The sequence below is a fragment of the Variovorax sp. 01N429 genome (assembly GCF_056399425.1).
The window spans coordinates 57,061-81,019 of the sequence record NZ_JBFTRG010000005.1 but is presented as its reverse complement, the minus strand read 5'-3'; the positions used below and the strand labels follow the sequence as shown (position 1 = coordinate 81,019).

The window sequence follows — 23,959 nt, the reverse complement described above, 5'->3', positions numbered from 1 at the left end:
CCGGATGCTTCGCAAGCCACGCCCACAAGGCACAGCCAACTGGTCACTTGGAGACAACCGATGAATGCCCCGCTGCCCGAGCACATCCGCAAAGCCCTGGAAACGGTCACGCTCGACGACAAATATTCACTCGACTATGGCCGCGCGTTCATGAGCGGCGTGCAAGCGCTGGTCAAGCTGCCGATGCTCCAGCGATTGCGCGACCAGCAGCAGGGCAAGAACACGGCCGGCTTCATCAGCGGCTATCGCGGCTCGCCGCTCGGCGGCTACGACCAGGCGCTATGGAAGGCCAGCAAGTTCCTCAAGGAACAGAACATCGTCTTCCAGCCAGGCGTCAACGAAGAACTGGCGGCCACCGCGCTGTGGGGTACACAGCAACTCGGCTTCTCGCCCGCGGGCACGAATAAGTTCGATGGCGTCTTCGGGATCTGGTACGGCAAGGGCCCCGGCGTGGACCGTTGCTCCGACGTCTTCAAGCACGCCAACATGGCCGGCACCACGCCCTGGGGCGGCGTCATCGCCGTGGCTGGCGACGATCACATCTCCAAGAGCTCGACTGCGGCGCACCAGAGCGATCACATCTTCAAGGCGTGCGGCACGCCGGTGTTCTTTCCCGCGAACGTTCAGGACATTCTCGACCTCGGCATTCATGCATTTGCCATGAGCCGCTTCGCCGGCATCTGGTCGGGCATGAAGACGATCCAGGAAATCGTCGAATCCAGCGCCACGGCAATGATCGACCCCGAGCGCGTCGAGATCGTGACGCCCACCGACTTCCAAATGCCGCCCGGTGGTTTGCACATCCGGTGGCCCGACCATGCGCTGGAGCAGGAAGCGCGGCTGATGCACTACAAGTGGTACGCCGCGCTGGCGTACATCCGCGCGAATCGGCTCAATCACAACGTGATCGAAGGTCCTCACGATCGCTTCGGCATCATGGCCAGCGGCAAGGCGTTCAACGACACGCGCCAGGCCTTGATCGACCTCGGCCTGGACGATGCGGCCTGCCGGCAGCTTGGAATCCGGCTGCACAAGGTGGCCGTGGTGTGGCCGCTCGAAGCGCAGCTCACGCGCGCATTTGCGACGGGTCTGCAGGAAATCCTGGTGGTCGAGGAAAAGCGCCAGGTCATCGAATACCAGCTCAAGGAAGAGCTCTACAACTGGCGGGCCGACGTGCGGCCCAACGTGGTCGGCAAGTTCGACGAAGGCGAAGTGCACCATGCGGAGGGCTACTCCGGCGGCGAATGGTCGATGCCCAATCCGACTGCGCACACGCTGTTGCGCTCGAACGCGGACCTGAACCCGGCGATGATCGCCAAGGCCATTGCCCAGCGTCTGAAGAAGACCGGCATCCTCGCCGCCGCGGGTGCGGACATGGGTGCGCGCATCGACGCGCAGCTGGCCATCCTCGAAGCCAAGGAACGCGCCATGGCCGCGCCGCAGACGATCGCCATGGCCGACGCGACGCGCCAGCCGTGGTTCTGCTCGGGCTGTCCGCACAACACCAGCACCGTGGTCCCGGAAGGCTCCCGTGCCATGGCCGGCATCGGTTGCCATTTCATGGCCACGTGGATGGACCGCTCGACCATCGGCTTCACACAGATGGGCGGCGAGGGCGTGCCTTGGGTGGGCCAGCAGCCCTTCACGACGGACCAGCACATCTTCGCCAACCTGGGCGACGGCACGTACTTCCACAGCGGGCTCCTGGCCATTCGCCAGAGCATCGCGGCCGGCGTGAACATCACCTACAAGATCCTCTACAACGACGCGGTCGCCATGACCGGCGGGCAGCAGGTCGGCGAGCGGCCCGAGGGGCACTCGGTGCTGCAGATCGCGGAGAGCCTGCATGCCGAGGGCGCCGTGAAGGTCGTCGTGGTCACGGACGAGCCGGAGAAGTACGAGGGCGTGACAGTGCCCGGCGAGAACGTCAAGGTGCGCCATCGCGACGAGCTGGATGCGATTCAGCGCGAGTTCCGCGAGATCAAGGGCACGACGGCGATCATCTATGACCAGACCTGCGCGACCGAGAAGCGTCGCCGCCGCAAGCGGGGCACTGCTGTCGATCCGGCCAAGCGCGTCGTCATCAACGAACTCGTCTGCGAGGGTTGCGGCGACTGCAGCGTGCAGAGCAATTGCCTGTCGGTCGAGCCGCTCGAAACCGAATTCGGCCGCAAGCGCGCGATCAACCAGAGCACCTGCAACAAGGACATGAGCTGCCTCAAGGGCTTTTGCCCGAGCTTCGTCACCGTCGAAGGCAGCCAGCTCAAGAAGAAGTCGAAGAGCAAGGGAGCGGCGCCGATCGAACTTGGTGCGCTGGCGGAGCCTTCGGTTCCCGCGCTCGGCGGCGGACAGGTGTGGGGCATCGTGGTCGCCGGCGTGGGCGGCACTGGCGTGATCACCATCGGGCAGTTGCTCGGGATGGCGGCCCACATCGAGGGCAAGGGCATCGTCACGCAGGATGCTGCCGGACTCGCCCAGAAGGGCGGCGCCACCTGGAGCCACGTGCTGATCGGCAATACACAGGACGACATCCGCACGACACGCGTCGGCACGGCGGCTGCCGACCTGATCCTGGCCTGCGATCCATTGGTGAGCGTGAACGCCGAGACGATGGCGCGCATGCGCGAAGGGCGCACGCACGTGGCGCTCAATAGCCACAGCAGTCCGACGGCCGCTTTCGTGCGCAACGCCAACTGGCAGAACCCGCAGGACACCTGCGCCGCGGAGATCGCGCGCGCCGTCGGCGCCGATGCCGTGGGCGCATTCGATGCCGACGCCGCGGCCACTTCGCTGATGGGCGACAGCATCTACGTGAACCCGATGATCCTGGGCTACGCGTGGCAGAAGGGCTGGGTTCCGCTCGAGCACGCGTCGCTGATGCGCGCGATCGAACTCAACGCCGTGGCTGTCGACAACAACAAGGCTGCCTTCGAATGGGGCCGCCAGGCCGCACAGCGGCCTGCCGAACTGCAAAAGCGTGTCCAGCCAGGCCACGTCATCGAGTTCAAGAAGCGCGATTCGGTCGACACGCTCGTCGCGCGGCGAGTGGAATTCTTGACGGACTACCAAAACGCCGCTTACGCCGAACAGTACAAGGCCTACGTTGCCAAGGTGCAGAAGGCAGAAGCCGCGTTGGGCAAGACCAGCCTGAGTGAAGCTGTCGCGCGCTATCTGTTCAAGCTGATGGCCTACAAGGACGAATACGAAGTCGCCCGCCTGCACACCGACCGCAGTTTCCTCGAGCGCATCGAGGGCATGTTCGAGGGTGAGATGGGCAAGGATTACAAGCTCAACTACCACCTCGCGCCGCCCATCATCGCCAAGAAAAACGCCAAGGGCGAACTGCAAAAGCAGAAGTTCGGCCCTGCCATGCTGCCCGGCTTCAGAGTCCTCGCGAAGCTGAAGGGCTTGCGCGGAACGGCGCTGGACATCTTCGGCCGCACCGAGGAACGCAAGACCGAGCGCGCCCTGATTGGCGAATACCGCGCGAGCATCGACGAAGTGCTCGCCGGGCTGGACGCGGCCAATCACGCAGCCGCGGTCGAGCTTGCCAGTTTGCCGGAGCAAATCCGCGGCTACGGGCACGTCAAGGATCGCAACCTGGCTGCCGCGCGCGTCCGCTGGGCCGACCTGATGGCCAAGTGGCGCAATCCGCAGGCTGCGAAGGTCGCTGCTTAGCGTCTCGCGCTGGGGAGGGCGAAGCCAGCCCTCTGATTGAAAGACCCGGAATCGGCTTTGCCGGGCTGCCGGTGTGGGCGCGGGCAACCCCTACAATCCCCGGTGCTGTGCGCGGCCAGGCCCCGCGCTGCGCGGCCTGTTTGACTGGGCCGCGGACCCGCGGGCCCTCCTGTATTCATGTACGGGAGGCCGGCGCTCTTATTTCTTCCCTCTGCTGGAGACTCCCTTGTTCATTTCCTCTGCTTTCGCCCAGACCGCACCTGCCGCCGGAGGCAGCGACATGATGTCCTCGCTCGGCAGCATGTTGCCGCTGGTCCTGATGTTCGTGGTGCTGTATTTCGTCATGATCCGTCCGCAGATGAAGCGCCAGAAAGAAGCGCGCGCCATGATCGAGGCGCTGGCCAAGGGCGACGAAGTCGCAACGTCCGGCGGCATCCTCGGCAAGATCACCCAGATCGGCGAGCAATACCTGACCATCGAAGTTGCCAAGGGCGTCGAAGTGCAGATCCAGCGCAGCGCCGTCGTGCAGGTCCTTCCCAAGGGCGCAATAAAGTAATGGCTCCCCCCCAGGCTGCGCGCACTTCGTGTCGCTTCGCCTACCCCCTACCGGGGGCAACACCGGCGGCCCGGCGGAGCCGGTTCCGCGGTGTTTCACCAACGGGCCTGGCTTCGCCGGCCTATTCCAATGAGCAGTGACTTTTTTTCCCATCGGCTGCGCTCAGCGCGCCCCACATTCGTGGGCTGCCGTGGAACCGGCTTCGCCGGGCCACTGGCAGCGCCCCCGGTAGGGGGTAGGCGCAGCGACACGAAGTGCGCGAAGCCTGGGGGCGAGTAATAGAGATGAACCGATATCCGGTCTGGAAGTACGCGGTCATCGTGATCGTGTTGCTCGTGGGGCTGATCTATGCCCTGCCCAATTTCTTCGGCGAGGCACCTGCGGTGCAGGTGTCGGCGGCCAAGTCGACCAGCAAGGTCGACGCCAGCACCCAGGCCCGAGTCGCGGAGGCGCTCAAGGTGGCCGGACTGGCGCCGGACTTGTTGACGCTTGATGCCACTTCGGTGCGGGCGCGGTTCACCAACACCGACGATCAACTCAAGGCACGCGATGTGCTCCAGCATGCACTGGTGCCCGATCCAAGCGATCCGCCCTATGTGGTTGCGCTCAACCTGCTGTCGCGTTCGCCGTCCTGGCTGACGGCGCTGCACGCCTTTCCGATGTACCTGGGCCTCGACCTTCGCGGCGGGGTCGACTTCCTGCTGCAAGTCGACATGAAGGGCGCCATGGACAAGCGGGCGGAGTCGTTCGCGAGCGACATCCGCACGGGGCTGCGCGACAAGAATGTGCGCGGCACTTCGGTCACGCGCGTCGACCAGACCGTCGAAATGCGATTCCGCGACGCCGCAGGCCTGCAAGCGGCCAAGGCCTTGTTGCAGGACCAATTCCCCGACCTCACGGCGGTCGAGAGCCAGGACGGCACCGACTTCAAGCTGACCGCGACCATCAAGCCTGAAGCCGCACGGCGACTGCAGGACGCGGCGCTCAAGCAGAACATCACCACGCTGCACAACCGGATCAATGAACTCGGCGTAGCCGAACCGGTGATCCAGCAGCAGGGGCTGGACCGCATCGTGGTGCAGTTGCCCGGTGTCCAGGACACGGCCAAGGCCAAGGACATCCTGGGCCGCACCGCCACGCTCGAGATGCGACTTGTCGACGAAAGCGCGGAAGGCCGCGCGGCTGAAATGGGCACAGGGCCGGTGCCCTTCGGCTCCGAAAAATTCCTCGATCGCCAGGGCCGGCCCGTGATCGTCAAGAAGCAAGTGCTGGTGACGGGAGAGAACCTCACCGACGCGCAACCCGGCTTCGATTCGCAAACCCAGCAGCCGAAGGTCGACCTGACGATGGACGCCAAGGGCGGCCGCATCATGCGCGACGTCAGCCGCGAGAACTATCGCAAGCGCATGGCGATGCTGATCTTCGAAAAGGGCAGGGGCGAAGTGCTCACGGCGCCTTCGATCAACGGCGAACTCGGCAATCGGTTCCAGATCTCGGGATCGATGAGCGTCGTCGAAGCCAACGATCTCGCGCTGCTGCTGCGCGCCGGTTCGCTGGCCGCGCCGATGGAAATCATCCAGGAGCGCACCATTGGCCCGAGCCTGGGCGCCGACAACATCAAGAAGGGTTTCGACAGCGTCATGTATGGCTTCATCGCCATCATGGTGTTCATGTGCATCTACTACGCGCTCTTCGGCGTGTTCTCGTCGATTGCACTTGCGGTCAACCTGTTGCTGCTGGTGGCGGTCCTCTCGATGCTCCAGGCAACGCTGACTTTGCCCGGCATCGCGGCCATGGCGCTCGCCATCGGCGTTGCAATCGACTCCAACGTGTTGATCAATGAACGCATCCGCGAGGAATTGCGCAGCGGAGCCTCGCCGCAGGCGGCCATCCATGCTGGCTATGACCGCGCATGGGGCACGATTCTCGATTCGAACGTGACCACGCTCATTGCCGGCATTGCGCTGCTGGCTTTCGGATCAGGTCCGATCCGCGGCTTCGCCGTGGTGCACTGCATCGGAATCGTCACATCGATGTTCTCGGCCGTGTTCTTCTCACGCGGACTCGTCAACTTCTGGTACGGCAGCAAGAAGAAGCTCAAGACCCTGTCGATCGGCACCGTCTGGAAGCCGGCCAACCAGGTCGCTGCGGACGCGAAATAAGGGGCACCAAAAATGGAGTTCTTCCGAATCCACAAGACGATCCCGTTCATGCGCCACGCGCTGGTGCTGAACGCGATCTCTCTCATCACGTTCCTGCTGGCGGTGTTCTTCCTGTTGCATCGCGGGCTCCACCTGTCGGTCGAATTCACGGGCGGCACGGTGATGGAAGTCGCCTACCAGCAGTCCGTCGACGTCGGCAAGGTGCGCGAAACGATTTCGACGCTCGGCTATCACGACGTGCAGGTGCAGAACTTCGGCACTTCGCGGGACGTACAGATTCGATTGCCAGTGCAAAAGGGCCAGACCTCGGCCCAGCAGAGCACGCAGGTCATGGACGCCCTCAAGGCCGCCGACGCTTCGGCGACGCTGCGCGGCACCGAGTTCGTCGGCCCGCAAGTTGGCGAAGAGCTCACCACCAACGGCCTCAAGGCGCTTGGGATGGTGGTGGTCGGCATCATGATTTATCTGGCGTTCCGCTTCGAATGGAAGTTCGCCCTCGCGACCGTACTGGCGAACCTGCACGACGTGGTGATCATCCTGGGGTTCTTCGCCTTCTTCCAATGGGAGTTCTCATTGGCGGTGCTCGCGGCCGTGCTGGCTGTGCTGGGCTATTCGGTGAACGAGTCAGTAGTCATCTTCGACCGGGTCCGCGAGAACTTTCGCCGCTATCGCAAGATGAACACGCGCGAAGTCATCGACAACGCCATCACGTCCACGATCAGCCGCACCATCATCACCCACGGGTCCACGCAGCTCGTGGTGCTATCGATGTTCTTTTTCGGCGGTCCCACGCTGCACTACTTTGCGCTGGCCCTGACGATCGGCATTCTTTTCGGCATTTATTCGTCGGCCTTCGTGGCGGCCGCCATCGCCATGTGGCTGGGCGTGAAGCGCGAGGACCTCGTGAAAGGTCCGATCAAGCGGGAAGGGGATCCGGACGATCCGAATGCCGGCGCAACAGTTTGAGCGTTCAAGTTTTGGCCCGGCACGTGTGTTGCGTTGGGGTTGCCGAGCATTGCCGGCTCTTGTGCGCTTACGTTTCCCGATGCAAGCTCGCGCGATAGCTCAATTGAATCCATAGCATCCTGTTCATCCATGCCCACGCGGTCCCACGCATCCTCCCTCCAACTTTCCCGCGAGACGCGCGAGCGTTTCGTCGCCGCCACCGAGGGAGTGATTGGGCCGGTGGCCCATGCAGTTCAGGAGCGGCTGGTCGCGCTGGCCGCACAGGTCGGCAATGCACGTGAAATGCAGGAGAACCGGGACGGCTTCCTGGCGTTCCAGGCACACGGTGCGGGTTGGGTGACGGAATCACGCGCTGCATGGCGAAAGGCGCTGGCAAGCGGTGCTTCGGGCGTCTCGATCTCCAATTCGCTGTCGCGCCTCGAGTTGATCGGCGATGAAGTCGTCGAAACCGGCATCCTTTCATCGCGGCTTGCGCAGTCCATCCAGGACAAAGCCAGCTTCGAACTGAACGACCTGCGCTTGCGCATCCAGCATCTCGAAGGGACTCACGAGCTCGATCCCAAGGACGTCCTGAAGCCCGAGACCCTGGCGAAGGTGCTGGTCGGCCAATGGCTGGCGGCCGGCTTGAGTCGCGAGCTCTGGAACAGGGTGCAGGAGCAGGTGCAGGCGCACATGGTCGACGCCGTCGTCAAGGCTTACAAGGAGGCCAACGCCTTCCTGGTGGCAAGTGACGTGATGCCGGAGATCGACCTCAAGAGCTTCGTCCGGCGGACGGGCTCGGTCACCTCGGGTGCCGCTGCGCTCGGGGGCAGTTTTTCGGGTTCGCATGCCGGCAGCGCATCAATGGGGATCGCCCAGCAAGCGCAGCCCGGTCGCGGCGGCTTTGGCGTCCCACCCGGCAGCTTCGCTCCGGCGGCCATTGGTGTAGGCATGGGCCGTGGAGCAAGCGCGCAGGGTGCTGCCGGAGGCGACACGATGCTTGTGACGGGCGGCTCGCCGCTGCTGCTGGCACGTCAGCGCGCCCAGGGCGTGTTGCTTAATCTGAAGCGGTTCGTGACGGCGCGTATCGGTGGCGACATCACCCAGCAGAGGACGCCCGGCAGTGGCGGCGAATTGATGGGCGGCGGTGCCGGTGGTCTTGGCGGCGGGGCAGGTGGCGGCATGGGCGGACCCGCCTTCGCGGCCGCTATCGCCGATGCGGAGGCAGCCTATCAAGTCGCGGCATCGCAGTATGTCGTGGGCGATCACGCTGCTGCCGTTCACAACGCATCGAGCGAACTGAGAAGGCGCAGCACCGAGCTGAAGAAGAAGGCTCCGACGACCGCAGACAAGGCAACCGTGGAGATCGTCGCGCTGATGTTCCAGGCGATTCTGGCCGAGGAGCGCATCCCGTTTTCGGCGCGCGTCTGGTTTGCGAGGCTCCAGATGCCGGTCCTGCGAGTGGCCATTGCCGAGCCTGAGTTCTTCGGCACGCTGCAGCATCCGGCGCGGATGCTGATCGACCGCATGGGCTCGTGCGTGATGGGCTTCGATGCCGCCGCCATTTCCGGCAGTGCACTGGAGGGCGAGATCCGCCGTGTCGTGCAGGTGATCGAGCAATATCCTGAAACCGGCCAGCGCGTGTTCAAGCTGGTGTTCGACGAATTCGTCGCCTTCCTCAACAAGTACCTCACCCAAAGCGACACCACCCAGAAGGTGATGAGCGTGGCGCAGCAGGTCGAGCAGAAGGAGACGATGGCGATCCAGTACACCATCGAGTTGCGCAAGATGCTCAACGACATGCCGGTGCGCGAGGAGATCCGCGAGTTCCTGTTCAAGGTCTGGGCCGAGGTGCTGGCCATTGCCGCGCTGCGCTATGGGCCGCAAGACGAGCAGACGGTCACGCTCAAGCGTTCCGCATCCGATCTCGTGTGGGCAGCGAGCGCGAAGCCGAACCGCAACGACCGCACGCGCGTCATCCAGGATCTCCCGAAGCTCCTTCAGCGCCTGCGCCAGGGCATGACGCTGCTGGGCATCGTCGGCGAACCCCAGGAAGCGCACATCAAGACCATCGGTGCGACCCTGTCCGATGCCTTCATGTCGAAGACCGAGGCGATCCCGCAGGCAAAGATCGAAGCCATGGCCAAGCGCCTGGCCAACCTCGAGGATTTCGTGTCCGACGAAGGCGCGACCGACCTTCCGCTCGACGCCGCAAGCATCGAGCTCCTGCTCGGCGTCGATGCCGCTTCCATCGAGATAGTGCCCGACACCGGCACCAAGGTCAGCGAAGACATGCTTGCCTGGGCCCACGAACTTCAGGTCGGCAACTGGTTCATGCTCGACCACAACGACCGAGTGAGCCAAGTCCAATTCGTCTGGCGCAGCGACCGCAAGCAACTGCACCTCTTCGCCTCCAGCGACGGCCGCAGCTTCCTCATCCAGGTCGGAAGGCTAGCCTCCTACCTCCAAGCCGGCCTCCTCGTCCCCGCCGAAGAAGAAACCCTCACCGTACGCGCCACCCGCGAAGCCCTCGCCAAGCTAGACGCCAACCCCGAACGCCTGCTGAACTAACGCCGGCTCAAGCTCCGGCAGCGGAAAGGCGAAACGACACGAACGCGCGAGCCCTGGGGGACGAGCAACAGGAATACCGCGGAACCGGCTTAGCCGGGCCGCTGGTATTGCCCCCGGTCAGGGGGTGGAGAGCGACACGAAGTGCGCGAGCCTGGGGGCGAGCAACAGCTAATGCGCGACGCGCGCCCTGCTGTCATCGCAGAGCTCGTCGAGCACTAGCGCATCGGGCTCGACCCCGGTGCTCCAATGCACCATCAACACGATGATCTTGAGTTCATCGATCGAAAGCGGTTCGCTGGGTGTCGCCATCGCGCGTTCGATCACGATTTCTCGCATGCCCGCCGGCAGGACCCCGGAAGATTCCAGAAAGCTGATGAAGCCGAGGCATTCAGCGCCGATGTGGTCCTGCTCGATGATCGAATAGACGCGGATCGAATCCGGAGATGGAGCCATCACGTCATCGCTGCGGGTTCGAACCGTGACAGTGGCGGTGGTCTTGTCTGCGTGCCTGCTGAGCTGGATGCCCTGCGTCGCCAGGCTGAGGCCGTCGAGCCATTGCAACGCGTCGCGGATCTCTTCGGCGTCGAAACCTTGCGCACTGAGCTTTCGACCCAACTGCTCGGGCTCGGGGCACGCGTCGCCGCGCCAGTAGTTTTCGTAGACAAACACGAGCACTTCGAACATGGGTTCAATATAGCCCAGGCACGCGCTCAAAAGTTGCGCGGACACGACGATATCCAAGCCGCTCGGCCGCGCGGCCGCGAGATCGGTCAGCCAGCCGCAATGCGCTGGAACAATCCTCCAGGCAAGCGCGCGATGCGGCCGTCCAGTTCGAGTTCGAGCAGACGGGCCTGAAGCTCTGCCGCGCTGTAGCCGGTGCGCGCACAGAGCGCATCGAGACTCACCGGATCGAAGCCCATCTCGCCCAGCAAACCAGGCTCGTTCGCGCCTTCAGATTCCGATGGAGACGATGGCTGAGCCAACGCCGACGCCGCCGTGGATGCGTCGAAGTGCAGTTCCTCGAGCACGTCGGCGACGGATTCGACGAGCTTTGCGCCTTGGCGGATCAACGCATGGCAACCGTGCGATTGGGGCGAGTGGATCGAGCCGGGTATCGCGAATACCTCCCTGCCCTGCTCCGCCGCGAGCCGCGCGGTGATCAGCGAACCCGACCGAAGCGCCGCCTCCACGACCAGCGTCCCGCGAGACAGCCCCGCGATGATTCGATTGCGCTTGGGGAAGTTCTGATTGAGCGGCGGAGTGCCGAGCGAATATTCGCTCACGATCAGGCCTCGCGCCGCGATGCGGTGGGCGAGTTCGCGATGCCGGGCGGGGTAGACGCGGTCCAGTCCCGTGCCCACCACCGCGACCGTTGCCAGTCGATCGGGTCCGCCGCCCGCCTCCAGTGCGCCGGCGTGCGCTGCGCCGTCGACGCCGAGAGCGAGGCCGGACACGACGGGGATGCCTGCTTCTCCGAATGCTCGCGCAAAGGCGCGCGCAGTCTCCGCACCCTGCGCGGTCGGGTTGCGGCTGCCCACCATCGCAATGCTGTGGCCCAACTGCGTCAGGTCGAACGCAGGCGCGCCCAGCATATAGAGCATCAGCGGGGGATCGGCTGTTTCGAGCAGCGGCTTCGGATAGCCCGCGTCGGCAAGCGTCACGATCCGCCGCACGGCGCCTTGCTCTTCAGAGCCTTGAAGCCAGTCCCAAGTCTGGTCGAGTGCGCTGGGGAATGTGGGCGCCTGCTGAAGCAGCGCATCGGCCTGGGCCGGCGTGACGACTTGCTGCAGTGCTTCGCGGGACTGCGCGAAAACGCCTGAAGGCAAGCCGAACGCCGCGAGCAACTTGCGACCGGCAACGTTGCCGATGCCGGGTGTCAGTGCAAGACGCAGCCAGCCTGCGAGTTCCTCACGTTCCACGCGATGTCGAGCGCGGCGTCACGGGTTGACCAGCAGGTCGCCGGGCTTCGGCGCATCGCTGATTTCGAGCACCAGCGCATAGGAGGCTTTTTCGAACGGCCGGAACACCATCAGCAAGCCAATGCGCTCATTGGGCAGCTTGACCACTTGCTTGCCTGAATAGTCGGGGTTCGACGCACGGTCGACGACGGTGTCGCCGTTCTTGAGGATGGCAAGCACATGGCCCGCTTCGATGCCGTCGCGCGTTCCCTTGTTGATCACGACCACCTGGTTCTGAGCCACGTATTGCACCGCGTTGCCGTAAACGGAAACGATGCGTCCGTTGATCAGTTGTTCAGGCGCACGAGGCGCGTAGCTCAGCAACTGTCGCTGGGGTTCTGGCAAGAGACGATCGCCGGCGCGCATTTCCTCGCGTGCCGCAGTGATGTCGATGGTGGCCGGGACGATGTTCGTCACTTCCTTGCCGTCGACCAACTGGCTTTCGACCGACTGGCTGCGCATGAGCTGTGCCCTGCCCAAATAAGCTGCTTCGTAGCCGAGCAGTTCGCCGGTGGCGGGGTCGGTCAGCGGCGTGGCGTTGCGGAAGACTCTGAAGGTCTGGATCGGGCCAGCAGTCTCGATCAGTGCCGAATTGATGTCGCCCAGCGCATAGGCACGATCGCCACGGGCCAGGAGCACGCGGCTGTCATTGCCCGCGACGACGTGCGGTGCACTGTTGAGCGTGTTCTGGTCGATGATGATCGGCTCGCTGAGATACGGCTCGATCAGGCTCGGATTGAGTGTCGGCAGCGCCATGCCCGAGAGCGACTCGTAGCGCGTGCGCGGCGACAGCTTGACCGTGCCGTCGGCGGCGCCGCCACGACGGGTGGTCAGGCGAGCGCGGCCGTTGGTCTTGTCCAGATAGAGCACTTGGCCCGGATAGATGCGGTGTGGGTTCGAGATCTCGCTGATGTTCATGCCCCAGAGCTCGGGCCAGCGCCAGGGGCTGCGCAGATAGAGACGCGAAATCGCCCAGAGCGTGTCGCCCGGCTTGACGGTGTATTCGTCCGGCGCGTTGGGAGCCAGTTCGCTCACTGGGATGCCGGCTTGTGCCGTTTGTTGGGCTGTGGCGCGCTGTTGCGGCGTGATCGGATAGTTTTGCGCGGAAGCCGTGGTGGCTCCCATGCCCAAGGCAGCGAGGGCTGTCAGCGTGGCGAAAAGGCTGGGACGCAGGTGTTCTTTGATTCGGAATTTATTCATGTTTAATGGTGTGCACACACTGCGCCACGCAGAACGTACGAATCCTCACAATTTGCTACGAATTTTGCGCTGAAGCCCTAGATTGGGCAATGTATATCCCCCGCCTCACATTCACGCGTCGCGGAAATGGCGAAAATAGCGACAACTTTTCCTCGCTTTCATGGCAAAACGAACCATTTTGAGTTACCCCGATGCGCGACTGCATACGGTGGCGAAACCAGTGCAAGGCGTCGACGCACGCATCAAGGCCCTCGTTGCCGACATGCTCGAGACCATGTACGACGCCAACGGCATCGGTCTCGCGGCCACCCAGATCGACGTGCATGAGCGCCTCGTCGTGATCGATGTTTCGGAAGAGCGAGACAAGCCGCTCGTGCTGATCAATCCGGAAATCGTCTGGGCGAGTGACGACAAAGTCCTCAACGAAGAGGGTTGCCTGTCCGTACCCGGCATCTACGACGGCGTCGAGCGCTCGACGGCCGTCCGCGTGACCGCACTGGATGCCCAGGGCGAGCTGCAGAAAATCGAGGCCGAGGGTTTGCTGGCGGTATGCATTCAGCATGAACTCGATCACCTCTTGGGTAAGGTTTTCGTCGAATACCTGTCGCCCCTGAAGCGCAACCGCATCAAGAGCAAGCTGCTCAAGCAACAACGCGAGGACCAGAAGGTCGAGCAGCGCGAAGGACGGCGTTGATGAGGAATCGCCGCTGGATCTTGCCGCTGGCACTAGTCGTGGCCCTGGCCGGCTGCGCAAGCGATCCGACACGGACCCCGCTGGGCGCATCGCGGGCGCAGGTTCTGCAGCAAGTGGGAACACCCACTGCGACCTATCCTTTGCCAGGCGGCGGAGAACGGCTTCAGTACTCGCGGGCGCCGATGGGTTTCGAAGTCTCCAACATCGACATCGATGCCAGCGGGCAAGTGGTTTCCGTGCGGCAGGAGCTGTTCGAAGGTTTGTTCGGCAGCACGATCAAGCCTGGCGAATGGCGCGTGCCTGACGTGCTGCGCACCTACGGACGTCCCTTCGACATCACGCGCGTGACCTCGTTCGACGGAGACGTCTGGAGCTGGCGCTACAAGCACCTGAACCAGCGGCGTTTTCTGTACATCTACGTCTCTCCAGATGGTGTGGTCGACCACTACAACACCGGCGACGACCTGACCCAAGAGCTGATCAACCGGTGAGCGCCACATGAAGGTTGCGTTCGCGGGGACACCCGAGTTTGCGCGCGTCGCGCTGGAAGCGATCGCGGCTGAGCCTAGGTTCGAGATCGTCCTGACACTGACCCAGCCTGACCGCCCGGCCGGCCGCGGCATGAAGCTGCATGCATCGCCGGTCAAGCAGTTCGCAATCAGCCGCGGCTGGCGGGTGGCACAGCCACGCAGCTTGCGGCGGGACGGCAAGTACCCGGACGATGCCGCTGCCGCGCGCGACGCCATCGCCGAAGCGAAGCCTGACGTGATGGTCGTTGCCGCCTACGGGCTCATCCTGCCGCAATGGGTGCTCGATGCGCCGCGGCTCGGCTGCCTCAACATTCATGCGAGCCTCTTGCCGCGCTGGCGCGGCGCGGCACCGATCCACCGCGCGATCGAGGCGGGAGATGAAGAGACTGGCGTCACCATCATGCAGATGGACGCGGGCCTCGACACCGGCGACATGCTGTTGCGCGAGTCGATCGCGATCGGCAACGACACGACCTCGCGGCTGCACGACCGACTCGCAGCGATGGGCGGTCGCCTGATCGTGCAAGCATTGAAGCAAGCCGAAGCGGGAACGCTCCGCGCCGAGCGGCAACCCGCCGAAGGCGTGACCTACGCGCACAAGGTCGAGAAGAGCGAGGCGCAGGTTGAGTGGTCACTCGATGCGGCCACCATCGTGCGCCGTATCCGGGCCTTCGATCCCTTCCCGGGTGCGACCAGCACGCTGGACGGCGAAAGCGTCAAGCTCTGGGCCGCCCGGAGCAGGGCCGAAGCCCCCGGTGAAGCGCCGGGGACGGTCCTCGCTGTCACGCCAGACGGCATCGCCGTCGCCGCCAGGGATTCCGTGGTCGTGATTTCCGAACTGCAGCGCGCCGGCGGCAAGCGCCTGCCGGTCGCCGATTTCCTGCGTGGCTTCGATGTGAAGCCCGGCCAGGTTTTCGGCTGATGTTTCTCTCGACGTCCATTCGGAGCCGGCCGGAGTTTCGCGAAGGCTTGCGCGACATGTTGCCCGTCGCTCTCGGCATCGGCGCCTGGGGCCTCATGACCGGCGTGTCGATGCTCCAGTCGGGCATGAGCCTCTTCGAGTCGATCGCTATGACGGTGCTCGTCTATGCGGGCAGCTCGCAACTGGCCGCCATTCCGCTCCTGATCGCGGGCGCTCCGGCGTGGGTGATCCTGGCCACGAGCTTCTGCGTCAATCTGCGCTTCGTGGTCTTCAGCCTTCACCTGCGGCCCTATCTCATGCACATGCCGCGCTGGCGTCGCATGACCCATGGCTATCTCACGGCCGACATGAGCTATGCGCTTTTCACCCGGAAGTACCCGCGCCCGCCGGAATCGGCCGCCGAGCAGCGCGGGCAGGAGGCCTATCTCACAGGCAACTATTGCGTGACTTGGGTGGCGTGGATGGTGCTGAGCCTCGTCGGCATCTTGCTCGCGAACATGATCCCGCAAAGCTGGGGGCTGGGCTTCGCCGGCGTGCTGAGCCTGGTGGCGATCGTTTGCTCGATGGCGAGCACGCGTCTGCGCGTGCTGGCCGTGCTGATTGCGGGGGTCACCGCCGTGGCGGCATATGCATTGCCGCTCAAGCTCAACATCGTCGCCGGCATCGGGGTCGCGGTGCTGCTGTGTTTCTGGCTCGAGAAGCAGTTTGGACTCGATCCGGACGCGGAGGATGACAAGTGAACGTGGGGACAGGCCAGACCGATTGGTGGACGCTTGCGGTGATCCTCGGCATGGCCGGCGTCACGGTCTTGACGCGCTGCTTCTTCTTCATCCTCGATCGGCCCTGGGGTCTGCCGGAGTGGGCCCACCGCGCTTTGCACTACGCCCCCGCCGCCGCGCTTGCCGCAGTGATCATTCCCGAAATCGTGATGACGCAAGGCCACCTGACCTCTACGTTGCACGACGCGAGGCTCTATGGCGCCGTGGCCGGCACTGCCTACTTCTTTTGGCGGCGCGGCGTGCTGGGGACGATGCTCGCCGGGATGGCGGTCTATCTGCCGCTGCACCTCGGCTTGGGCTGGTAACCGGCCACAGGATTCGTGCGGATGAGCGACCTCATTCAGCGTACACGAGTGCGGCGCGGATGGCGGCTGCAATGCTTGCTGGCGTAGGTTCAGTCAGCAGCGCGGCGCGGTAGGCGTCCGGACGCACGAGGCACAGGCTGCCCGGCGTTGCATTCCCAAGGTGCCGCGCCAGCATCTCATCCGGCTGCAGCGTCGGAAGCCCGCTGTTGCCGCCGATTGCCACGAGCCGCACAGGCAATGAAGTGACGGCGTCGGCCGCTGCGTCCGCTTCCGCGCGCGTGGGCGCGAACCAGAGGCCGAGGCAATGCGAGCCCTCGTCCAGCAACTCCATCAACGTGGTCGACGTACCATCATGGCGGCGCAGCGGCAGGTTCTGCACGGTCCTTCCACCCTCCGGCAGATGAGGCGCCACCGGATATTCGTTGGCTACTGACATTCGGCCCGTGTTGACGAGTGTGCGAGCGAATGCATGGCGCGACGCCAGTGCCATCACCGCGCGGCGCAGCATGTGCTCGGCCGGCGACCGCGGTGCGAGAAAGCGCGCCGAGCGGCTCGTGACGCGCAGGTTCTCCGCAGCGGCGTGCCTTCGCTCGGCATCGTAGGTGTCGAGCAGGGCGTCGCCAGCCAAGCCGTTGGCGACCAGTGCCAGCTTCCAGCCGAGGTTGGCCGCATCCTGGATGCCGCTGTTGCCGCCGCGGGCGCCGAAGGGGCTCACCACGTGCGCCGAATCGCCGATGAAGAAAATGCGGCCGTGTCTGAAGTTGTCGAGCAAATGGTCACGGTAGCCATACGGCCCGATCCATACGAACTCGAATTCCACGTCAGTCCCGAGCTGGTTGTGCAGCCGCGCACCGGCCACTTCGGGCTTGCTGATGTGCGCCGCGTCGCAGTCTTCCGGCATCTGGTAGTCGATGCGCCAGACGCCGTCGCCCATCAGGTGCTGCCACACCGCGCGACCTTCGTTGAAGGGGGCATCGACCCAGGTCCACCGCTCGGTCGGCAGCGGCTTCTTGAAGCGCACATCGCTGATGCACCAGCGGTCGGTGCTGCGCGACGGGTGCGCATCGATGCCGAGCTGAGTGCGAATCGCGCTATTGGCGCCGGTGGCGTCGATGAGGTGCTCGGCTTCGATCGTGTAGTGGCCAGACGGTGTTTCGACGTCCACGCAAACGCAGTCGGCGAGCGGGGTCACTTGCGCTACGCGATTTTTCCAGCGCAGGTCGGTCAGACCGAGGTCGACGATGCGATCGACAAGAAACCACTCGATGTAGAACTGCTGCAGGTTGATGAAGGGCGGCTGCACCGAGACACTGTCGGTCTTCAGATTGAAGTTGTAGACCTCTTGCTCACCCGAGAAGGTGCGGCCGAAAGACCATGTGATGCCCTTCCCGGCAACCCGCTCGTAGATGCCCAGCCGTGCGAAGATTTCCAGCGACTTCTGCGCATAGCAGATGCCGCGCGACGAAGCGCCGCGCACGCCGACCGTATCGTCCTCATCGAGCAGCACGGTGCGCACGCCGCGCCGGGCAAGGTCGCAGGCCAGCGTCAATCCCGCGAGGCCTCCGCCGGCGATCACGATGGGGTGGCGTACGACTGCGCCACCGTCCAGTTCAGGCGGCGGAACGAAGGGCCATCGCGGCAGTTCGTATCCGGTGTTCAAAGCGCGTGAGCCCATTCGGCAATCGCATCCGCAGCCTGCTGCACGAGTCCCGGCTGGCCTGCAAGATAGTGGGTGCCCCCAACGATGTCGACGTTGCGAATGCGCCGGTCCCCTGCGGCCATCCACGCGTCGCGCGTGCTCGGGAAGGTCGACTGGTCACCGGTATAGGTAAGCAGCAACTGAGGCACCGTCGTGCGCGCGAGGTTCGATGGCCCGTCGGCTTGTGAGCGCGATGACCATTGCGACAGGAATGCGGTCAACGACGTCACGCGGCCCATCGCGTTGGCCGAATAGTTCACCTGTCGCGCATTGCCCCAGACGCTGCCTGGCGCCCGATCGTTAGGGTCGATCGACAAGTCGACGCAGCGCGGATCGGCGTGCGTGCGGTAGACGATGAATGCCTGGTCGCGCGGCGCGCCGGGCGTGCCGCGCAATTGCTGTAGGCGCTCCAGCACCCAATGCTCGATACGGTCGAGCCGCTGCTTCTGGGCTGCGCTGAATCGCGCCAGGAACTCGGCGCTGTAGGGCAGCGCGTGGCGAGCGTCGTACATATCGAGCTCGGGATTCACCGACAGCGGGTCGTGCTCGTCGGTGACGGAAGGGTCGATCCAGTCGCGCATCAGCTTGGAACGGCCCTGGTGCGCTGCGCAAAGCGCGATGCCGTCCACTGGCGGCAAATCGTCGGGATGGAGATGCGTCGGGTCACCGTCCGGAAAATGATGTGCGGTGAGGTTCTCCGCTTGTGCCTGGTAGAAGCTGGACAACGCGGCGCCACCCGAATTGCCGATCAGCACGACCTTGTCGTAGCCCGCGGCCCGGAGGAACTGCACGCCCGCACCCAGGTCCTGGATGGCGCGTTCCATGCGCAGCATGGTGTCGTTGCCCATATAGCGAGAGTTCAGGCCCATGCAGCAGATGCCGCGCTCTGCGAGCGGCTCGATCAGGTAGTGCCCCATGAAGTTGCTCGTGGGATGCATGACGATGGCCGCGACCGTTTTTGCGCCGCTCGGCGCGCGATACGCGCCGTAGATGCGCGGGCGCAGCATCTGCAAACCCGATTGACTCTCCAGCGCTGCCCCTGGCTTGACGTCGATGACCGCGAGCTGCAACTCAGCCATGCTGGGCTGCCTTCCGCAGGTCTGCCTTGCGCTGCGTCCAGGCATCGAGTTCGGCGCGGGCGCGCCGGGCGTGCTCGTCCATTTCTGCCTTCGGCACTGTGGGCGTGGTGAGTTCGAGACGGATGCCGTTGGGGTCGAAGAAATAGATCGACTTGATGATGTGGTGGTCGGTCGGCCCCAGTACTTCGACGCCTGCGGCTTGGAGCCGCGACTTGGCGGCCAGCAGTTCTTCCAGAGAGTCGACACGCAAGGCGAGATGGTTGACCCAGGCCGGCGTATTGGGCGAAGGCAGTGCCGCGACATCGTCACCGAGATCGAAGAAGGCGATCGATGAACCATCGCGCATCTGAAAGAAGATGTGGACGTAGGGGCAATTCTCGCCAGTGCTCGGGACGTGATCGCTCTTGATCACGTGCGTCAGCGGGAGACCCAGCAGGTCCTCGTAGAAGCGGCGGGTTTCCTCGCTGTCCCGGCAGCGCCACGCGAAGTGGTGAAGTCCCTGGACGGGCACAGGAGGCGAGGAAAGAGGCGGGTTCTCGGCGGGCATGGATGTCTCCAACAGGGCTCTCAAGACGTAGAGGGTGTGATCGGCGATGGTTTTTCTTCCCATTCAATCAAAATAATTCGATAGATGGAAATCAGCGGAATTTGACGCTGCGCCACGTGCAAGCCTGACATTCGCCGGAGGGACCCGATCCCTACAATGTCCGTTGCTGCCCGTCGAGGCATTTCCAACCTCCACCCGCATTTATCCGCCTACATCCGCCTATGAACGTTCTTCGATTCACTGACCTCTGTGCGCAAGGCAAGGTTGCCGGCCAGCGCGTGTTCATCCGAGCCGACCTCAACGTGCCGCAAGACGACACCGGCCGCATCACCGAAGACACACGCATTCGCGCATCGGTGCCCTGCATCCAGCAGGCGCTCGACGCGGGTGCAGCCGTGATGGTGACCTCCCACCTCGGCCGGCCCACCGAGGGCCAGTTCAGGCCTGAAGACTCGCTGGCACCAGTCGCAAAACGCCTGGGCGAACTGCTCGGGCGCGAAGTGCCGCTGATCTCCAATTGGGTCGATGGTGTCCAGGTGGCGCCCGGCCAGGTCGTGCTGCTGGAAAACTGCCGCTTGAACAAGGGCGAGAAAAAGAACGACGAGGCGCTTTCTCGAAAGCTGGCAGCGCTGACGGACATCTACGTCAACGATGCCTTTGGCACCGCGCATCGCGCCGAGGCGACGACCTACGGCATCGCGCAATTCGCAAAGATCGCTTGTGCCGGTCCGTTGCTCGCAGCCGAGATCGACGCCATCACGAAGGCGCTGGCCCAACCGAAGCGGCCGCTGGTTGCCATCGTCGCCGGTTCGAAGGTCAGCACCAAGCTCACCATTCTCAAGAGCCTGGCCGACAAGGTCGATCAACTGATCGTCGGGGGCGGCATCGCCAACACCTTCATGCTGGCCTCCGGCCTCAGGATCGGCAAGTCGCTGGCAGAACCCGATCTGCTGAACGAGGCCAAGGCCGTGATCGAGGCCATGCGGGCTCGCGGCGCCGCAGTTCCGATCCCCGTCGACGTCGTCACGGCCAAAAGCTTTGCTGCCGATGCGGCGGCGACGGTAAAGGATGCGAGCGACGTGGCCGAAGACGACCTGATCCTCGACATCGGACCGAAGACGGCGGATCTTCTGGCGGCGCAACTGCGTGAGGCCGGCACCATCGTCTGGAACGGCCCCGTGGGCGTGTTCGAGTTCGACGCTTTTGCCAACGGCACGAAGACGATCGCCCATGCCATCGCTGAAAGCGGCGCCTTCTCGATTGCGGGCGGCGGCGACACGCTGGCGGCCATCGCCAAATACGGCATCGAAAACAAGGTCGGGTACATCTCGACCGGCGGGGGCGCTTTCCTGGAAGTGCTGGAGGGCAAGACGCTCCCGGCCTTCGAGATTCTTTCCAAGCGCGCTGGATGAGCTCGCCCCCAGGCTGCGCGCACTTCGTGTCGCTTCGCCTTCCCCCTGACCGGGGGCAACACCAGCGGCCTGGCTAAGCCAGTTCCGCGGTGTTTCTGGCTTGTGGCGGGGGAGCGCTGGCGGGGGGTTGATAAAGTGTATACAGTGCGGAATACAACACGGAGACATTGAATGAGCACGCCACGCCTTCCCCGTCACGCCACCAAGATCGTCGCCACACTCGGGCCGGCGTCGAGTTCGCCCGACCTGCTGGTGCAGATGATCACTCACAAGGTCAGCGTGGTCCGGCTGAACTTCAGCCATGGAAGCGCGCAGGATCACATCAACCGTGCCGCAATGGTGCGCGAAGCGGCCCGCCGCACCGGGCGCGAAGTGGCGATCATGGCGGACCTCCAGGGGCCGAAGATCCGTGTCGGCAAGTTCGCCGAAGGAAAGATCTGGCTGGAGCCGGGCGCGAAGTTCGTGCTCGACGCATCGCGGACGGAGCCGGGAGACATCGATTCGGTCGGGCTGGACTACAAGGATCTTCCGCGCGACGTGAAACCCGGTGACCGCCTTCTGTTGAACGACGGGCTCATCGTGCTGACGGTCGACGCGGTCAAGGGCGATGCCGTCTACACCACCGTCCACCTCGGCGGCGAGCTCTCGAACAACAAGGGCATCAACAAGCAGGGCGGCGGCCTCACGGCGCCGGCGCTGACGGCCAAGGACATGGAAGACATCAAGACGGCGATGAGCTTCCAGGCCGACTACGTGGCCGTGAGCTTTCCGAAGAACGCGACCGACATGGAGATGGCACGCCAGCTCTGCAACGTCGCCGCGGCCGAGTACGGCCACAAGCCCGGGATGATCGCGAAGATCGAACGTGCCGAGGCGATCCCGAAGTTGGAAGAAATCCTGCGAGCGAGCGACGGGATCATGGTTGCGCGAGGCGACTTGGCCGTGGAGGTCGGCAACGCGGCCGTGCCGGCGCTGCAGAAGAAGATGATCCGCATGGCGCGCGAGATGGACAAGGTCGTGATCACCGCCACGCAGATGATGGAATCGATGATCACCAACCCGGTGCCGACCCGCGCGGAGGTCAGCGACGTGGCCAATGCGGTGCTCGACGGCACGGACGCGGTGATGCTTTCGGCGGAAACTGCCTCGGGCCGCTATCCGCTGGAGACGGTTCAGGAAATGAGCCGGATCTGCGAAGCCGCCGAGGCCGCGGAAGATCCGCACCTGGACGCCGATTTCAGCGGCCAGGCCTACAGCCGCATCGACCAATCGATCGCCATGGGTGCACTTTTTACCGCGCATCACCTGGGCGCCAAGGCGATCGTCGCGCTGACCGAATCAGGCTCTACGCCGCTGTGGATGAGCCGGCACCGGGCGCACATTCCGATGTATGCACTGACGACCCGTCTTTCCACGCAGCGCAAGATGGCGCTCTATCGCAATGTGCGGCCGCTGCTGATGGATTCGGAAAGCGATCGCGACACGGCGCTCGAGCAAGCCGAGGCGCACCTGAAGAAGCGCGGCATCGTGCAGACGGGCGATGTCTATGCAATCACCTGCGGCGAGCCGATGGGGGCTCCGGGCGGCACGAACATGCTGAAGATCTGTAGGGTGAGCTAGGCTCGCCCCCAGGCTACGCGCACTTCGTGTCGCTTCGCCTACCCCCTACCGGGGGCAACACCAGCGGCCCGGCGAAGCCGGTTCCGCGGTGTTTCTGGAATTGGGCGGTGCGTCGAAGGTCGATGAGCCGCGGTTGTCGGGGGCGATTAGTAGAATCGTTGCAGTTTTTTTGATTCAACCTTAGATCCTGCGAGGTATTTCCATGGCACTCGTTTCGATGCGCGAACTGCTCGACCACGCCGCCGCCAACGGCTACGGTATTCCGGCTTTCAACGTCAACAATCTGGAACAGGTGCAGGCCGTGATGGAGGCCGCCAAGGAGGTCGGTGCTCCAGTCATCCTGCAAGCGAGCGCGGGAGCTCGCAAGTACGCCGGCGAAGCGTTCATCAAGCATCTCATTCAAGCCGCGATTGAGGCGTATCCGACGATTCCGCTGGTGATGCACCAGGACCACGGGCAGAGCCCCGACGTGTGCCGCGGCGCCATCGATCTCGGCTTCAGCTCGGTGATGATGGACGGCTCGCTCGAAGCGGACGGCAAGACCATCGCAAGCTACGACTACAACGTCGACGTCACCAAGAAGGTGGCCGACATGGCACATCGGGTCGGCGTCACGGTCGAGGGCGAGCTCGGCTGCTTGGGTTCGCTCGAAACGATGAAGGGCGACAAGGAAGACGGCCACGGCACTGACGCCACGATGACGCGCGAGCAACTGCTCACCGACCCGGAGCAGGCCGCCGACTTCGTCAAGAAGACGCAAATCGACGCGCTCGCGATTGCGATCGGCACCAGCCACGGGGCCTACAAGTTCACCCGCAAGCCCACTGGCGATATCCTGGCGATCGACCGCATCAAGGAAATCCATCGCCGCATTCCCAACACCCATCTGGTGATGCACGGTTCATCCAGCGTGCCGCAGGACCTGCTGGCGATCATCCGGCAGTACGGCGGCAACATGAAGGAAACCTACGGCGTGCCCGTCGAGGAAATCCAGGAAGCCATCAAGCATGGCGTGCGCAAGATCAACATCGACACCGATATTCGCCTCGCGATGACCGGCGCGGTGCGCAAGTTCCTGGCCGAGAATCCCGAGAAATTCGACGCCCGCGAATGGCTGAAGCCAGCGCGCGAGGCCGCCAAGCAGATTTGCAAGCAGCGCTATCTGGAGTTCGGCTGCGAAGGCCAGGGCCTCAAGATCAAGGGCGACAACCTGCAAGTCGTCGCGGCCAAATATGCCAAGGGCGATCTGGCACAAGAGGTCGTCTAAGTCTTTTTGCTACGGGCGGCCGGGCACGGCGGCGT

The 23,959-nt window shown here is 64.1% G+C and carries 19 protein-coding genes; 13 read left to right on the top strand and 6 right to left on the bottom strand.

The window, feature by feature from the left end; all coding sequences use genetic code 11:
- Positions 1-60 precede the first annotated feature (60 nt).
- From AC1DSF_RS10865 to AC1DSF_RS10845, 5 genes are all read left to right on the top strand, one after another.
- Positions 61-3,678: an indolepyruvate ferredoxin oxidoreductase family protein gene (locus AC1DSF_RS10865; protein ID WP_478127451.1), complete on the top strand. Its 3,618-nt coding sequence runs from the start codon at positions 61-63 to the stop codon at positions 3,676-3,678.
- 226 nt (positions 3,679-3,904) lie between these two features.
- A complete protein-coding gene (yajC, locus tag AC1DSF_RS10860) occupies positions 3,905-4,234 on the top strand; it encodes a preprotein translocase subunit YajC (RefSeq protein WP_478127450.1) in 330 nt (109 codons plus the stop codon).
- Between the two features lie 284 nt (positions 4,235-4,518).
- Positions 4,519-6,396 carry a protein translocase subunit SecD gene (gene secD / locus AC1DSF_RS10855; protein WP_478127449.1) on the top strand — a complete coding sequence of 626 codons (1,878 nt, stop codon included), beginning with the start codon at positions 4,519-4,521 and terminating at the stop codon, positions 6,394-6,396.
- A 12-nt stretch (positions 6,397-6,408) separates the two neighbouring features.
- Positions 6,409-7,362 carry a protein translocase subunit SecF gene (gene secF, locus AC1DSF_RS10850; protein WP_478127448.1) on the top strand — a complete coding sequence of 318 codons (954 nt, stop codon included), beginning with the start codon at positions 6,409-6,411 and terminating at the stop codon, positions 7,360-7,362.
- Positions 7,363-7,491: 129 nt separating this feature from the next.
- Positions 7,492-9,912, top strand: a complete 2,421-nt coding sequence (locus AC1DSF_RS10845; protein ID WP_478127447.1) for a DUF1631 family protein — start codon at positions 7,492-7,494, stop codon at positions 9,910-9,912.
- A gap of 168 nt (positions 9,913-10,080) precedes the next feature.
- On the opposite strand, the gene AC1DSF_RS10840 is transcribed toward AC1DSF_RS10845, so the two are convergent.
- The 3 genes from AC1DSF_RS10840 to AC1DSF_RS10830 form a co-directional block, all read right to left on the bottom strand.
- A complete protein-coding gene (locus AC1DSF_RS10840) occupies positions 10,081-10,596 on the bottom strand; it encodes a Smg family protein (protein ID WP_478127634.1) in 516 nt (171 codons plus the stop codon).
- 86 nt (positions 10,597-10,682) lie between these two features.
- A complete protein-coding gene (gene dprA / locus AC1DSF_RS10835; protein WP_478127446.1) occupies positions 10,683-11,831 on the bottom strand; it encodes a DNA-processing protein DprA in 1,149 nt (382 codons plus the stop codon).
- Between the two features lie 18 nt (positions 11,832-11,849).
- Complete coding sequence (locus AC1DSF_RS10830) at positions 11,850-13,070, bottom strand: LysM peptidoglycan-binding domain-containing protein (protein WP_478127445.1); 1,221 nt, start codon at positions 13,068-13,070, stop codon at positions 11,850-11,852.
- Between the two features lie 160 nt (positions 13,071-13,230).
- Here AC1DSF_RS10830 and def point away from each other — a divergent pair, with 160 nt between their 5' ends.
- The 5 genes from def to AC1DSF_RS10805 are packed head-to-tail and all read left to right on the top strand — an operon-like array spanning position 13,231 to position 16,300.
- Positions 13,231-13,764, top strand: coding sequence for a peptide deformylase (gene def / locus AC1DSF_RS10825; protein ID WP_478127444.1), 534 nt, complete (start codon positions 13,231-13,233; stop codon positions 13,762-13,764).
- Positions 13,764-14,255, top strand: coding sequence for a hypothetical protein (locus AC1DSF_RS10820; protein WP_478127443.1), 492 nt, complete (start codon positions 13,764-13,766; stop codon positions 14,253-14,255). The genes def and AC1DSF_RS10820 overlap by 1 nt, the downstream gene beginning before the upstream one ends.
- A 7-nt stretch (positions 14,256-14,262) precedes the next feature.
- Positions 14,263-15,216 carry a methionyl-tRNA formyltransferase gene (fmt, locus tag AC1DSF_RS10815; RefSeq protein ID WP_478127442.1) on the top strand — a complete coding sequence of 318 codons (954 nt, stop codon included), beginning with the start codon at positions 14,263-14,265 and terminating at the stop codon, positions 15,214-15,216.
- Positions 15,216-15,956, top strand: a complete 741-nt coding sequence (locus AC1DSF_RS10810; protein ID WP_478127441.1) for an AzlC family ABC transporter permease — start codon at positions 15,216-15,218, stop codon at positions 15,954-15,956. The genes fmt and AC1DSF_RS10810 overlap by 1 nt, the downstream gene beginning before the upstream one ends.
- The gene (locus AC1DSF_RS10805) at positions 15,953-16,300 is read left to right on the top strand and encodes an AzlD domain-containing protein (RefSeq protein WP_478127440.1); all 348 of its coding nucleotides are present in this window, start codon (positions 15,953-15,955) and stop codon (positions 16,298-16,300) included. The genes AC1DSF_RS10810 and AC1DSF_RS10805 overlap by 4 nt, the downstream gene beginning before the upstream one ends.
- Positions 16,301-16,331: 31 nt before the next feature.
- Here the strand turns inward: AC1DSF_RS10805 and AC1DSF_RS10800 are convergent, their stop codons facing one another.
- From AC1DSF_RS10800 to AC1DSF_RS10790, 3 genes are read right to left on the bottom strand one after another with little or no spacing between them, the layout of a single operon-like run.
- Positions 16,332-17,975 (bottom strand): FAD-dependent oxidoreductase, encoded by a 1,644-nt coding sequence (locus AC1DSF_RS10800; RefSeq protein WP_478127439.1) that lies wholly within the window; start codon positions 17,973-17,975, stop codon positions 16,332-16,334.
- On the bottom strand, positions 17,957-19,078 hold the full coding sequence (locus AC1DSF_RS10795; protein WP_478127438.1) for an alpha/beta fold hydrolase: 1,122 nt from the start codon (positions 19,076-19,078) through the stop codon (positions 17,957-17,959). Before AC1DSF_RS10795 ends, AC1DSF_RS10800 begins: the two co-directional genes overlap by 19 nt.
- Positions 19,071-19,625 carry a VOC family protein gene (locus AC1DSF_RS10790; protein WP_478127437.1) on the bottom strand — a complete coding sequence of 185 codons (555 nt, stop codon included), beginning with the start codon at positions 19,623-19,625 and terminating at the stop codon, positions 19,071-19,073. Before AC1DSF_RS10790 ends, AC1DSF_RS10795 begins: the two co-directional genes overlap by 8 nt.
- Before the next feature lie 221 nt (positions 19,626-19,846).
- Here AC1DSF_RS10790 and AC1DSF_RS10785 point away from each other — a divergent pair, with 221 nt between their 5' ends.
- The 3 genes from AC1DSF_RS10785 to fba all read left to right on the top strand — a co-directional run bounded on the left by AC1DSF_RS10785 (position 19,847) and on the right by fba (position 23,924).
- Positions 19,847-21,037, top strand: coding sequence for a phosphoglycerate kinase (locus tag AC1DSF_RS10785; protein ID WP_478127436.1), 1,191 nt, complete (start codon positions 19,847-19,849; stop codon positions 21,035-21,037).
- Positions 21,038-21,208: 171 nt separating this feature from the next.
- Positions 21,209-22,657: a pyruvate kinase gene (pyk, locus tag AC1DSF_RS10780; protein ID WP_478127435.1), complete on the top strand. Its 1,449-nt coding sequence runs from the start codon at positions 21,209-21,211 to the stop codon at positions 22,655-22,657.
- Positions 22,658-22,859: 202 nt separating this feature from the next.
- Positions 22,860-23,924 carry a class II fructose-bisphosphate aldolase gene (fba, locus tag AC1DSF_RS10775; protein ID WP_478127434.1) on the top strand — a complete coding sequence of 355 codons (1,065 nt, stop codon included), beginning with the start codon at positions 22,860-22,862 and terminating at the stop codon, positions 23,922-23,924.
- Positions 23,925-23,959 lie beyond the last annotated feature (35 nt).

Bases quoted from the DNA above. Each gene is read 5' to 3' on its own strand.
- AC1DSF_RS10830 (WP_478127445.1), bottom strand. From the start codon at position 13,070: ATGAATAAATTCCGAATCAAAGAACACCTGCGTCCCAGCCTTTTCGCC.
- AC1DSF_RS10820 (WP_478127443.1), top strand. From the start codon at position 13,764: ATGAGGAATCGCCGCTGGATCTTGCCGCTGGCACTAGTCGTGGCCCTG.
- AC1DSF_RS10800 (WP_478127439.1), bottom strand. From the start codon at position 17,975: ATGGGCTCACGCGCTTTGAACACCGGATACGAACTGCCGCGATGGCCC.
- AC1DSF_RS10810 (WP_478127441.1), top strand. From the start codon at position 15,216: ATGTTTCTCTCGACGTCCATTCGGAGCCGGCCGGAGTTTCGCGAAGGC.
- secF (WP_478127448.1), top strand. From the start codon at position 6,409: ATGGAGTTCTTCCGAATCCACAAGACGATCCCGTTCATGCGCCACGCG.
- def (WP_478127444.1), top strand. From the start codon at position 13,231: ATGGCAAAACGAACCATTTTGAGTTACCCCGATGCGCGACTGCATACG.
- AC1DSF_RS10845 (WP_478127447.1), top strand. From the start codon at position 7,492: ATGCCCACGCGGTCCCACGCATCCTCCCTCCAACTTTCCCGCGAGACG.
- fmt (WP_478127442.1), top strand. From the start codon at position 14,263: ATGAAGGTTGCGTTCGCGGGGACACCCGAGTTTGCGCGCGTCGCGCTG.
- fba (WP_478127434.1), top strand. From the start codon at position 22,860: ATGGCACTCGTTTCGATGCGCGAACTGCTCGACCACGCCGCCGCCAAC.
- AC1DSF_RS10840 (WP_478127634.1), bottom strand. From the start codon at position 10,596: ATGTTCGAAGTGCTCGTGTTTGTCTACGAAAACTACTGGCGCGGCGAC.
- AC1DSF_RS10790 (WP_478127437.1), bottom strand. From the start codon at position 19,625: ATGCCCGCCGAGAACCCGCCTCTTTCCTCGCCTCCTGTGCCCGTCCAG.
- AC1DSF_RS10865 (WP_478127451.1), top strand. From the start codon at position 61: ATGAATGCCCCGCTGCCCGAGCACATCCGCAAAGCCCTGGAAACGGTC.
- AC1DSF_RS10795 (WP_478127438.1), bottom strand. From the start codon at position 19,078: ATGGCTGAGTTGCAGCTCGCGGTCATCGACGTCAAGCCAGGGGCAGCG.
- secD (WP_478127449.1), top strand. From the start codon at position 4,519: ATGAACCGATATCCGGTCTGGAAGTACGCGGTCATCGTGATCGTGTTG.
- AC1DSF_RS10785 (WP_478127436.1), top strand. From the start codon at position 19,847: ATGAACGTTCTTCGATTCACTGACCTCTGTGCGCAAGGCAAGGTTGCC.
- pyk (WP_478127435.1), top strand. From the start codon at position 21,209: ATGAGCACGCCACGCCTTCCCCGTCACGCCACCAAGATCGTCGCCACA.